12 protein-coding genes are annotated in these 12,048 nt (G+C 70.6%); 7 read left to right on the top strand and 5 right to left on the bottom strand.

Annotation, left to right across the window (positions count from 1 at the left end):
• The 4 genes from GUY60_RS25125 to GUY60_RS25110 form a co-directional block, all read left to right on the top strand.
• A partial coding sequence (locus GUY60_RS25125) for an ROK family protein (protein ID WP_161701652.1) occupies positions 1–595 on the top strand: 595 nt, incomplete at its 5' end.
• Entirely contained in the window at positions 595–1,761 is a 1,167-nt protein-coding gene (nagA, locus tag GUY60_RS25120; RefSeq protein ID WP_161701650.1) for an N-acetylglucosamine-6-phosphate deacetylase, read from the top strand. The genes GUY60_RS25125 and nagA, both read left to right, overlap by 1 nt.
• 128 nt (positions 1,762–1,889) lie before the next feature.
• Entirely contained in the window at positions 1,890–2,819 is a 930-nt protein-coding gene (locus tag GUY60_RS25115) for a 1-phosphofructokinase family hexose kinase (protein ID WP_161701656.1), read from the top strand.
• 176 nt (positions 2,820–2,995) lie between these two features.
• Entirely contained in the window at positions 2,996–3,841 is an 846-nt protein-coding gene (locus GUY60_RS25110) for a class II fructose-bisphosphate aldolase (RefSeq protein ID WP_161701648.1), read from the top strand.
• Positions 3,842–3,852: 11 nt separating this feature from the next.
• Here the strand turns inward: GUY60_RS25110 and GUY60_RS25105 are convergent, their stop codons facing one another.
• Both GUY60_RS25105 and cdgB read right to left on the bottom strand, forming a co-directional pair.
• Positions 3,853–4,773, bottom strand: coding sequence for a CBM35 domain-containing protein (locus GUY60_RS25105; RefSeq protein WP_161701646.1), 921 nt, complete (start codon positions 4,771–4,773; stop codon positions 3,853–3,855).
• A gap of 121 nt (positions 4,774–4,894) precedes the next feature.
• Entirely contained in the window at positions 4,895–6,586 is a 1,692-nt protein-coding gene (gene cdgB, locus GUY60_RS25100) for a diguanylate cyclase CdgB (RefSeq protein ID WP_161701644.1), read from the bottom strand.
• Between the two features lie 305 nt (positions 6,587–6,891).
• Here cdgB and GUY60_RS25095 point away from each other — a divergent pair, with 305 nt between their 5' ends.
• Both GUY60_RS25095 and GUY60_RS25090 read left to right on the top strand, forming a co-directional pair.
• Entirely contained in the window at positions 6,892–7,440 is a 549-nt protein-coding gene (locus GUY60_RS25095; RefSeq protein WP_246235609.1) for a flavin reductase family protein, read from the top strand.
• 182 nt (positions 7,441–7,622) lie between these two features.
• Positions 7,623–8,279, top strand: a complete 657-nt coding sequence (locus GUY60_RS25090; RefSeq protein ID WP_161701642.1) for a hypothetical protein — start codon at positions 7,623–7,625, stop codon at positions 8,277–8,279.
• Between the two features lie 61 nt (positions 8,280–8,340).
• Here the strand turns inward: GUY60_RS25090 and GUY60_RS25085 are convergent, their stop codons facing one another.
• Both GUY60_RS25085 and GUY60_RS25080 read right to left on the bottom strand, forming a co-directional pair.
• A complete protein-coding gene (locus tag GUY60_RS25085; RefSeq protein WP_161701640.1) occupies positions 8,341–9,168 on the bottom strand; it encodes a protein kinase domain-containing protein in 828 nt (275 codons plus the stop codon).
• 250 nt (positions 9,169–9,418) lie between these two features.
• Positions 9,419–9,949 carry an ATP-binding protein gene (locus GUY60_RS25080; protein ID WP_161701638.1) on the bottom strand — a complete coding sequence of 177 codons (531 nt, stop codon included), beginning with the start codon at positions 9,947–9,949 and terminating at the stop codon, positions 9,419–9,421.
• A gap of 122 nt (positions 9,950–10,071) precedes the next feature.
• Between GUY60_RS25080 and GUY60_RS25075 the strand changes: the two genes are divergently transcribed.
• Positions 10,072–11,412: a helix-turn-helix domain-containing protein gene (locus tag GUY60_RS25075; RefSeq protein ID WP_161701636.1), complete on the top strand. Its 1,341-nt coding sequence runs from the start codon at positions 10,072–10,074 to the stop codon at positions 11,410–11,412.
• On the opposite strand, the gene GUY60_RS25070 is transcribed toward GUY60_RS25075, so the two are convergent.
• On the bottom strand, positions 11,390–11,923 hold the full coding sequence (locus GUY60_RS25070) for an NUDIX hydrolase (protein WP_161701634.1): 534 nt from the start codon (positions 11,921–11,923) through the stop codon (positions 11,390–11,392). The genes GUY60_RS25075 and GUY60_RS25070 overlap by 23 nt on opposite strands.
• Positions 11,924–12,048: the final 125 nt, after the last annotated feature.

Raw genomic sequence — 12,048 nt, 5'->3', positions numbered from 1 at the left:
TCCCGGTGCCGACCGGTTCCTGTTCCTGCCGCTCGGCACCGGGATCGCCGGGGCCATCGGCATCGACGGCCGGATCGAGCCCGGCGCGCACGGCTACGCGGGCGAGATCGGCCACATCGTGGTCCGCCCCCAAGGACCGCCCTGCGACTGCGGGCAGCGCGGCTGCCTGGAGCGGCTCGCCTCCGCCGCCGCCGTCAGCCGGGCCTGGGCCGAGGCGAGCGGCGACCCGGACGCGGACGCCGCGGACTGCGCCAAGGCCGTCGAGTCGGGCGACGCGAGGGCCCGTGCCGTGTGGCGGAACGCGGTCGACGCGCTCGCCGACGGCCTCGTCACCGCGCTCACCCTGCTCGACCCGAGGGTCCTCATCATCGGTGGCGGACTCGCCGAAGCCGGGGAAACCTTGTTCGCACCGCTGCGGGCGGCCGTCGAGGAACGCGTCACGTTCCAGAAGCTGCCCACCCTCGTCCCCGCCGCCCTCGGGGACACCGCCGGCTGTCTGGGCGCGGGCCTGCTCGCCTGGGACCTGCTGGCCGCCCGGTCCGTACCGCCCACCCCGCCCACCTCGCTCACCCCGTCCACGGAGGTAACCACCTGATGGCCGCACGCAAGGTACTCACCGGCGCCCAGGTGGTGCTGCCCACCGGCACCGTCACCGACGGCCGGGTCATCGTCGACGAGCGCGGCCGGATCGCCGGGCACGCGCACGAGGACGACGAAACCCTCGACCTGACCGGGCACTGGGTCGTGCCCGGCTTCGTCGACATGCACAACCACGGCGGCGGCGGCGCCTCCTTCACCTCCGGCACCGTGGACGACGTACTGAAGGGCGTGCACACCCACCGCGAGCACGGCACCACCACCACCGTCGCCTCCACCGTCACCGGCGACCTGGACTTCCTCGCCCGGCGCGCGGGCTTCCTCGCCGACCTGGCCGAGCAGGGCGAGATCGCGGGCATCCACTTCGAGGGCCCGTTCATCTCGCCGTGCCGCAAGGGCGCCCACGACGCGTCCCTGCTCCGCGACCCCGACCCGGCCGAGGTGCGCAAACTCGTCGACGCCGCGCGCGGCCAGGCCCGCATGGTCACCCTCGCCACCGAACTCCCCGGCGGCACCGACTCCGTACGGCTGCTCGCCGAGCACGGGGTGATCGCCGCGATCGGCCACACCGACGGTACGTACGAGCAGACCGCTCTGGCCATCGAGGCGGGCGCCACCGTCGCCACCCACCTCTACAACGCGATGCCCGGCCTCGGGCACCGCACGCCAGGGCCGATCGCCGCGCTCCTGGAGGACGAGCGGGTCACCGTCGAGCTGATCAACGACGGCACCCATCTGCACCCCGCCGCCTTCCAGTTGGCGTTCCACCACGCGGGCGCAGGCCGGGTCGCGCTGATCACCGACGCGATGGACGCGGCCGGTTTCGGCGACGGCCGGTACATGCTCGGCCCTCTGGAGGTCGAGGTGAAGGACAGCGTCGCGCGCCTGGTGGAGGGCGACTCCATCGCGGGCTCGACGCTCACCCTGGACCGCGCCTTCAAGCGCGCCGCGACGATCGACAGACTGCCCGTCGAGCACATCGTCCGTGCCATCTCCGCCAACCCGGCGAAGCTCCTCGGCGTGTACGACCGGGTGGGCTCCCTCGAACCCGGCAAGGACGCCGACCTGGTGGTACTCGACGCGGAGTTCGACCTGGTCGGCGTGGCGCGCAAGGGCGAGTGGGTGGTCGCACCCGGCGCACCCGGCGCGCCCCGACTGGGCTGATTCGACCAGGTGTTGATCAGGTCGAAGTGCAGGCGGTCGGCCCCGAGGTCTGGGCCAACCGCCATGTCTTTGGCATGATCAGGCCCCGGCACGCGCAGACACGTACGTAACTCCGGGGGGTGGCACACGTGATCCTCACGGTCACGCTCAACACCGCCCTGGACATCACGTACCGCGTCCCGCGCCTCACCCCGCACGCCTCGCACCGCGTCACCGAGGTCACCGAACGCCCCGGCGGCAAGGGCCTCAACGTCGCCCGGGTGCTCGCCGCACTCGGCCACCCCGCCACCGTCACCGGCTTCGTGGGCGGCGCGACCGGCCGTTCCCTGCGCGAGCAGCTCGCCGAGGTCGAAGGGGTCCGCGACGCGCTGCTCGAAGTGTCCGGCGCGACCCGCCGCACCGTCGCCGTCGTCGACGAACGCAGCGGCGACACCACCCAGCTCAACGAGCCAGGCCCGCTGATCACCGCCGACGACTGGGCCCGATTCCGTACCTCCTACGAGGAGTTGCTGACCGGCGCCGACGCGGTCGCCCTCTGCGGCAGCCTGCCGCCCGGCGTCCCGGTCGGCGCGTACGCCCAGCTGGTCCGCGCGGCCCGCGCCGCGCGGGTGCCCGTACTCCTCGACACCAGCGGCGAGCCGCTGCGCCGCGGCATCGCCGCCCGCCCCGACATGGTCAAGCCCAACGCCGACGAACTGGCCGAACTCACCGGCTCCCACGAGCCGTTGCGCGCCACCCGGGACGCCCGCAGGCGCGGCGCGCACGCCGTCGTCGCGTCCCTCGGCGCGGACGGCCTGCTCGCGGCCACCCCGGACGGCGCCTTGCAGGCCGCCCCACCCGCCCCGGTGCGCGGCAACCCGACGGGCGCGGGCGACTCGGCGGTGGCCGGGCTGCTCGCGGGCCTGGTCGACGGGGAGCCCTGGCCGGTCCGCCTGACCCGCGCGGTCGCCCTGTCGGCGGCGACGGTACTGGCGCCGGTGGCGGGGGAGTTCGACTTCGCGGCGTACGAGGGTTTCCTCGCGAAGGTGTCGGTGCGGGAGCGGGCGAACGCGGCGTGAACGACGCCCCAGACCCCGCTCCTCAATCGCCGGAGGGGCTATCTATAGCCCCTCCGGCGTTTGAGGAGGCCCGTCCGGCAGGACTTTCGGGAAGGGGCGGGTAGGGGAGAAGAACGGCCTCGGCCCGCACCCGACGACGCACCACTCCACCCACCGGCCAACCCTCAGGGGCCCGCATGCCACTCGTCAGCACAGCCGAACTCGTAGCCGAGGCGCAGGCCTCACGTACCGCCGTAGCCGCCTTCAACGTCATCACGCTCGAACACGCAGAGGCCATCGCCGAAGGCGCCGAGCGGGCCGGCCGCCCGGCCGTACTCCAAGTCTCCGAGAACGCCGTGAAGTTCCACGCCGGCCGCCTCACCGCCATCGCCGCGGCCGCCACCGCCGTGGCCCGCACCTCCGGCGCCCGCCTCGCCCTGCACCTGGACCACGTCACCGACCCGGACCTGCTGCGCGCCGCACACGCGGAGGGCTTCAGCTCGGTGATGTTCGACGCGTCGAAGCTCAGCTACGCCGACAACGTCAAGGCCACGGCGGACGCGGTGCGTTGGGGCCACGCCCGGGACATCTGGATCGAGGCCGAGCTGGGCCAGGTCGGCGGCAAGGAGGGCGAGGCCCCGCTCGACGCCCACGCCCCCGGCGTACGCACCGACCCGCGCGAGGCCGCCGCCTACGCCGCCGACACCGGGGTGGACGCCCTGGCCGTCGCGGTGGGCTCCTCGCACGCCATGACGGAACGCACCGCCGCCCTGGACCACGCGTTGATCAGCACGCTCCGGGACGCCGTGCCCGTACCGCTGGTCCTGCACGGCTCAAGTGGCGTACCGGACACGGAGATCCGGCAGGCCGTCGCCGCCGGGATGCGCAAGATCAATGTGGGTACGGCCCTCAACACGGCCTTCACCGGCGCCACCCGCGCCTTCCTGGAGGCGCACCCCGCGGCCGTCGACCCCCGGAAATACCTCGTCCCCGCTCGCGAGGCGATGGCGGGGACGGTGGCGCACTTCTTGGGACTGCTCTAGGAGGCTGGGGCTCAGCCCTTCTCCAGCCACACCTGGTCGAGGTTGGCGTCGCACTTGTTGCTCTCGCCGCAGGTGATCTCCACGACGTTGGTGCCCTTGTGCAGGGAGACCGGCGCCCAGGTGGACTGCCAGCCCTTCTCCCAGTCGCCCTTGGGGGAGTTGATGAAGTTCTTCATGCCGAGCGGCTGGGTGTTCGGCTTGCCGTTGACGACGAGCGTCGCGTCGGCGTCCTCACCCGGAATGCCGTACCGGACCCGGAGCTTGTAGTCGCCGGCCTTCTTCATGCTGAAGGTCCAACTGACCTTGGCGCCGACCGTGTTGAAGCCCGCGACGTACGTACCGCCGTCGGCCTGCGCGCCCGGCACCTCCTTGGCGGTGGAGAGCCCGGAGGTGAAGGTCAGCGCCTTCGCGTCCTCCTTGGGCAGCTTGACCTCGGCCCCGGCGTTCTGGTCCGGCTTGTCGTTCGGCTGCTCCTGGCCGCCGTCCGCACCGCTGCCCGCCGATGAACCGGCCTGGTTCCCGCCGGAGTTCGGGTCGTCCTCGCCGTTGTTGGTGAGCATGGCCACGCCGATGCCGATCACCACGGCCGCGACCACCGCGACAGCGCCGATCAGCAGACCCCGGGTGTTGGGTCCGCGCCCGCCGCCGCGCCCGTCGTCCGCGTACTGCTGCCTGCGCTGCTGCCCGCCGGGCAGCGTCTCGGGGGCGGCGTAGTGCGCGTTCTGCGGCGGCGCCTGCTGGCCCGCGCCGTGCTGCCCGTACTGCCGCTCGCCGACCGGACGCACCTGCTGGTACGAGGAGGAGCGCCCGGGGTAGCCGTAGCCGCCACCGCCGTTCGGCGGGGTGGCGCCGGCCGCCTGCCCGTCGGCGTACAGATAGCCGAACGGGTCGTCGTCCTCGGGCGTGCTCGCGCCGTTGTTGCCGGCCGTCATCCCTCGGTCACTCCTCATGCAGATCGAGTACGGGTGGCCACAGGTGTCCAATTGGGGGAGCCTACACGGGCGCGCCGGGCCCCCAGCGCGACCAATCTCTCCCCACCACGCTGACCTGCGGCTATCCAGCCCGCCTGTGCTGTTTGGCACGAGATCGTTTCTCGATGTACATGCGTTGGTCGGCGGACTGGAGTACTTCCTCGGCCGTCATGCCGCAGTGCGCCCAGCCGATCCCGAAGCTCGCGCCGACCCGCACCGCCCGCCCGTCCACCCGGATCGGCGGGATGATCGCGTTACGCAGCCGCACCGCGAGGTCCGCCGCGTCGGCCCGGCCGAGTCCGTCGGCGAGGACCACGAACTCGTCGCCGCCGAGCCGGGCGACCGTGTCCCCGTCCCGTACGCCATTGGTCAGCCTGCGGGCCACCTCGATGAGGACGGCGTCACCGGTGTGGTGCCCGAACCGGTCGTTGATCGACTTGAAGCCGTCGAGGTCGCAGAAGAGGACGGCGAGCCCCTTCGTCCCGTCGTCGGTGTCGCCCTCGGGCGCGACGGTGTGCACATGGTGGTCGAACGCCTCGAAGCCGTCCGGCAGGCTCGCACCGGGATAGGAGCCCCCGTGCCCGTTGCTGTCGTACGCGTCGTGGTGACCGAAGCCGTCGGGTGTCTCGTACGCGGGCGGCGTGGCGTACGCGGCGTCGAGGACGTCGGCGTTCTCCTGGGGGCCCGGCGGGCGGCGGCAGAGCCGGGCGCTCAACCGGGTCCGCAACTCGGCCGAGTTGGGCAGTCCGGTGAGCGAGTCGTGCGAGGCGCGGTGGGCGAGGTGCAGCTCGCGGCGCTTGCGCTCCTCGATGTCCTCGACGTGCGTGAGCAGGAACCGCGGCCCGTCGGCGGTGTCGGCCACGACCGAGTTCCGCAGCGACACCCAGAGGTACGTGTTGTCGCGCCGCCCGAGCCGCAGCTCGGCCCGCCCGCCCTCGGCGGAGGTGCGCAGGAGCGTCCCGATGTCCTCCGGGTGCACGAGGTCGGAGAAGGAGTACCGCCGCATCGCGGCGGAGGGCCGCCCGAGCAGCCGGCACAGCGCGTCGTTCGAGCGCAGGATCCGGCCGTGGTGGTCGCCGCCCATCTCGGCGATGGCCATGCCGCTCGGCGCGTACTCGAAGGCTTGCCGGAACGACTCTTCACTGGCCCGCAGCGCCTGCTGCTCCCGTTCCAGGCGCACCAGAGCGCGCTGCATGTTTGCTCGCAGTCGGGCGTTACTGATTGCAATGGCGGCCTGGGAGGCGTACATCTGCAGCGCCTCGCGGCCCCAGGCGCCGGGATGCCGGCCGTTGCGCGGCCGGTCGACGGAGATGACGCCGAGCAGCTCGCCGCCGGTCGCTCCGCTCGTGTGCATCGGGGCGTAGAGCCGGTCCAGGGGGTGCCACTCGTCCTCGAAGCGGGGCTCGGGGCCCTCGGTGTGCCACTGCGGCACATCGTCCTCGATGAGCGTCCAGCCCTCGTTGTGCGGGATGAAGCGGAGTGAGCCCCAGTTGTGGCCCATGCCGAGCCGTCGCTCCCAGGACTCTCTGGAACCCACGCGTCCGGTGATCAGCGCTTCGGCGGCGGCGCTGCCCGCGAAGGCCGCGACGACGAGATCGCCGTCCGGCCGTACCAGGTTGACGCAAGCCAGCTCGTAACCGAGCCCGGTGACGACGCCATCGGCGACGGTCTGCAGGGTGTCCGCCAGGCTGCGCGCGGTGTTCAGCTCACCGACCACCTGGTGCAGCTGCCGCAGGGACGCAAGACGGACGTACGGCTCCGACTCGGTCTCCATGCTCGCTCTCCCCGAGACCTCGACTGCAACTCCAGGATTAGTAGCGCCCTTAGTGTCTGATTGCCTCCACTTACCTCGGCCACTGAATCACAGCGAGCTGTCCACCCGGTACACAGGGTCAACAATTAATGAGCCCTGTGACTCAAGTCACAAGCGACGTGAAGGGGGAGGGGGCGGAATGTTGATCTCCGCGTACGTTTCCTGAACGCAAAGAGGGCTATTGCTCGTCCCTTGCTAGGTCATGAGACCTACCCGGCTCTCGGTCCAGGGCCCGATGCGGCCGCGGGCGGGCCCGGTCTAGCGTCTTGGTCGTGTCCACCGACCTGAAGTCTCATCCTGTTGGGGTGAGCAACGAAGAGTTCCGTGCCGCCATGTCCCGGCTCGCCGCGGGTGTCGTCCTCGTCACCGCGCGGGAGGACGACCTCGGCGAGGGCGGCCCCGGCGCCGAGGACGTGGGCATGACGGCCACGGCCTTCATGTCCGTCTCCCTCGACCCACCCCTGGTCCTGGTCTCCCTCCGGGAGGGCTCCCGCATGGACGACCTGCTCGCGGAGCAACCCCGCTGGGGCGTCTCGGTCCTCTCGGAGAGCCAACGCCACATCGCGGGCCGCTTCGCGATGAAGGGCCGCATCAGCGACCGCCTCCTCTTCGCGGACATCCCGTACGTACGGGGCCCGAAGTCCGGCGCTCCGCTGGTCGGCGGCGCGCTGGCGACCCTGGAGTGCGAGACGGAGCAACGCGTCGAGGCGGGCGACCACACCTTGATCGTGGCCCGGGTCCTGACGGCGTCCGTACCGAGCGCGGAGGGCGGCCCGCTGGCGTACTTCCGGGGCCGGTACCGGCAGTTGGGGTAGGGGGTCCGTCTCCGGCTACCGTGTCGCCCGCGTACGAGAGTTCGATCTACGGGGGAGGCCTAGTGGCAAGCTGGCGGGGACGGTTGGCGTGTGCTGTGGCGGTAGTTGTGCTTACGGGTGGGTGCGGCGCGAGCCCTGACGACGAACCCTGGAAGGCCGTCGGGGACCCCAAGGCCCCCGGCGTGGACGGCACCGCTGACCCCGAACGCGTCTTCACCGACGCCCAGTTGGCGAAACACCTGGCACCGGCGGAGACGTTCGGTAAGGGAGCCAAGGGCCGCGTGCGCCTGGGGGACTTCAACGAGGACCCGGGCGCACGGACCTTCGACTGGGAGGAGTGCGGGCTGGACGATAAGGCGGAGCAGTACGACAGGTACATGCGGGAACTCGTTTCGTACCGGGGAGCCAGCGCCGAGCAGACGCCGACCAAGTGGGCGAAGCCGGAAGACAAGACGGACCCGGAGAGTGGCGGCCCTGAGATACAGGTCACCCAGTCCCTGACCTCGCTGTCCACCAAGGACGCCAAGCGCTACCTCGAGCTCCAGCGCGACATCTACACGTACTGCCCGGAGATCGGCGCCGAAGACGGGGAGGGCAACGTCACGACGTACTACGAGGTCGAGCGCCTGGAGGGCGTGGGCGACGCGGCGCTCCTGAAGTCGACGGAGGTCGTGCACGACGGCGTGGAGAGCAGGTCCGACGTCCCGCGGTTCTACACCGTCGAGGCCCGCGTCGGCGGCGTGATCATCCGCGTCGGCGAGGGCGACAGAAAAGAGGCGATCGCCTGGGCGGCGCTGCTGGCCCGGGGGGTCGGGGAGGGGTTGTACGGGGCGAAGTAGGTTCTTGGCGTTGCTCGGAGGGGTGCGGGCCACGCTGAACGGGCCGCACCGCAACGCGAGTTCAGGGCGAGCCTCCCAGCTCGCGGCAGATGTCCGCAGCGCTGGGGCGGTCGGTGGGGTTCCGGCTCATCATGTGCTCGATGAGGGGGCCAAGGGGACCCGGCACGTTGATGGACCGGTGCGGCTTGTTCACCACGGCTTGCCGCTGCTCCTCGCGGGGCGCGTCGTCCGGATAGTCCACATGCCGCCAGCCGGTCGCAGAGATGAACAGCGATGCTCCGAGGGCGTAGACGTCGGCTTCCGGTGTCGGGGTGGCGGTGCCCGTTCCGAGGATGTCGCGTGAGATCTCCGGTGCCTCGTAGTGGACGAGGCAGCCCCGGTAGGGGAAGTCGTAGGCGCCGGGGATCTCGCCGCCGTGCGCCAGGGCGAGGTCGATCAGGCGGGTCCGGCCGGGGCCGACGAGGAAGTGGTTGGGCTGCACATCGCCGTGCGCCCAGCCACGCTCGTGCAGCTCGGTCAGCGCGAGCGCGCACGCGTACGCGTCGGCCAGGCGCGGCGGCCCGGGGTGGGTGTGGTGCCGCTCGTCCTGCCACCGGTCGAAGAGGGACTCCCCCTCGTGCCACGGCTGCGCGCTCCACATGCCGAGATCCCACTCCCCGTACCGGACGGAGGCGGTGAGCCGGTGGAGGATGACGGCTTCGCGGGCGGGCGCGACCGCCGTCCAGGGATGCTTGCGCGTGGGGTGACCCAGCTTGACCGCGAGCCGTCCGCGCGGAGTCCGCACGTCCCACACCGTCGAGCCGCGACGGTCGACGACCAGTCGACGACGGCTCGGTTCCAGGAGCGTTTCCACGTGCTGGGGGAGGGCGTACGGTCCTTGGCCGGCCATGCTCCGGTTCCTCTCGGGGAGGGGGCCGACCCTCGGGATGAGGGGCCGGCCCCGGTTTCCGTGCAGGCTACTTACCGGGGCCAGAGGGAGTAGTCGCGGCCGTCGTCGGAGTCGCCGGTGGGCGGGTTCCCTCCCTGGCCGTCGTCGTCCTCCGGGTCGGTGTGCGGTTCGGCGATGTCCTTGATGCTCATGGGTGCTTCCTCTCGGTGTGCGCACGCCGGGACGTTCCCGACGCGGGGTTCGGGGATGGTCAGACGATGACGCCGGTGCTGGTCGCGACCGGAGGGCTCGATCCGGTTGAGGGGGTGCGGGGCCCGGCCACGGAGGGCGGCCCTTCCGTACTCGCGGTGCGCTTCGCCTCGGCGAGCGTGAACTCGGCCCACACGAGCTTTCCGAGGCCGTCGCGCGGCGAGGTGCCCCAGCCGTCGGCGAGGGTGGCGACGAGGAACAGGCCACGGCCGGAGTCGTCGTGCGCGGCGGCCTCGCGTAACTCCGGCTTGCCTTCGCCCGCGTCGTGGACCTCGAGACGCAGAGAGTCGGCCGTGACGGTGACGCACACACGGAACTGCCGTCCGGGCGGCGTGTGCCGGAGGGCGTTCGTCGCGAGTTCGGACGCGCAGACGATGATGTCGTCCGCGCGGTCGGTCGGTACGTGGCCGGTGATCGTCTCTCGTACGAACCGCCGCGCGCGGCCGACCGCCTCGCGGTTGCGTGTGAACTCCTGCTGTGCGGGTCGTAGGTGAAGCGCGTGCTTCGTGATCGTCCGCTGGTTGCTCGCCATGAGTGGGAGCCTCGCGGTGTGCGGGCCTGCCCCAAAAGGCCCGACTGAATACCCAACTTGGGTAACATCGCTGGAAGTAGAGAATCAGCGACGCTGCGTAGTCAGTCGTGTGGGAGTTCTCGATGCCCGACGCCGACCAGCCGCCGGAATTGCCGGCCAGGCTGCTCACCGACCCCGAGATGATCGAAGCCTGCCAGGTCAGGGACTTCGCGAGAGTCTTCCGCTTGGTGAAGGTTCGGGCAGGCATCTACCCGTCGGTGATCGCTAGGAGGTGCGAGCTCACCCCGAGCAGGGTCGGTGAAGTGATGGGCGGCAAGCGCCAGTTGCTGCACATGGATGTCATCGAGCGGATCGCCGACGGCTTACGTATTCCTGGAGGCATGCTCGGGCTGGCTCGACGCTCCTGGGAGACTCCTCAGGCTCTCGTTGCCGCGCCGCGCGAGCCATCGGTGGTGGCGAGGTCGACGAAGTCTGCCCCCGCAGCCTTGCCGGGGCCTGAGGTGGACGGCATCCTCGCCCTGACCGCCCGAACACGCCTGAGTGCGGCGACAGTTGAGGCATTCCGGTCCTCCATCGAGGACTACTGGCGGCGAGACGACCAGCACGGTGGCGAAGCCCTGCGTCCGGCGGTCGTCGGGCAACTCCGTCATGTCGCCACGCTCCTGAAGGAGAACCGGCCACCGTCCGTCCAGAACGGCTTGTACGGAGTCGCCGCGGAGCTGGCCCGCCTCACGGGCTGGATGTACTTCGACAGCCGTCAGTACCACCAAGCCCGCGCGTACTTCACCGAGGCTCTGCAACTGGCCAGGCAGATCGATGACAGACAGTTCATGGCCAATGTCCTTGCCTGCATGAGTCTGCAAGCCACGTACCAGGATCAGCCTGCCGATTCACTGGCTCTTGTGTCCGCCGCCCAGGACCAAGCGCGATCAGACTCCGGCGCGACTCCTCGTGTTCTGTCGATGCTCTCCATGCGTGAAGCCTTCGCGCACGCCAGCCTCGGAAGCCGCAGTTCGACTCATCGGGCGCTTGCCGAAGCGCATCGCCAGTTCGGGCAGGTTCAGGTGAGCGACCCGGACCCGTCATGGGTGTCGTACTTCGATGAGCCGAAGCTCGTGGTGGACACCGGTATCGCGCACGGTCGGCTGGGAGAGGCGGCGACTGCCGAACCTCTCATCGTCGACGCGCTGCGCAGAGAGCGTCACACCAATCAGCGCGGTCGGGCATTCCACTTCTTCTGGCTTGCGCGGATCCAGTTGGACCAGGGCAAGTTGGATCAGGCGTGCCGCACGGCCACGCAGGCTCTGGAGTCGGCTGCCGCAGTGGCATCCGAACGGGTGGCAGGCCATCTCAGGGAGTTCTACGCCCAGTTGACCCCGTACCGGAACGAGCCCGTGGCGCTGGTCTTTGAAGCGCGGCTGCGCGAGCTTCTTCCGCTGGTCAGTGGAACGCTTCGTCCATGAGCAAGTACAGGAGGCCGACGAGTGATCCGCTGCTCACAACCTCCCGGCGGTCGATCATTCCGCGCACTTCGGAGAGCGGAATCCATTCGATGCGGTCGGACTCGTTCTTCTCCGTCGGCGGACCGGCGTATGTCGCGCCGTCCATGCGGAAGACATGGTGCTGCGAGTCGGTGATTCCGTTGGCCGGTTCGGCGTAGATCAAGGGCTTGACCGGGCCGGGGCGCCAGCCCGTCTCTTCCAGAACCTCACGGGCCGCCGCCTCTTCCGGGGATTCGCTCTCCTCCACGAGTCCCATCGGCAGCTCCCATGCCCACGAGTCCGTGATGAAACGGTGCCGCCACATCATCAGGACCTCCTGGCGGTCATTGACCACGGCTGCCACGGCCAGGTGCCGAAGGCGGACGACGTGGTACTCCCACCTGCGGCCGTCTGGCTGTTGGACGTCGACCAGGCACAGGTTCACCCACTTGTTGGTGTAGATCGGACGCTCACCGTGCGTCTTCCACTCCATGCTCGCGGCCCCTCTCGCTCGGCTCCCAGCATCCCAGAGTGACCGGCGATCCACCGGTGAGTTGACCCAAATCGCGTCAGAGTGACGAAATGGCCGTCGAGCTGCCCACGCGCTACCCCCAGTCC

Origin of the sequence: Streptomyces boluensis (genome assembly GCF_009908195.1) — a bacterium.
GTDB lineage: Bacteria > Actinomycetota > Actinomycetes > Streptomycetales > Streptomycetaceae > Streptomyces > Streptomyces boluensis.
Note: the sequence above shows the minus strand (reverse complement) of the source record. Positions and strands in the feature narration are given on the sequence as shown.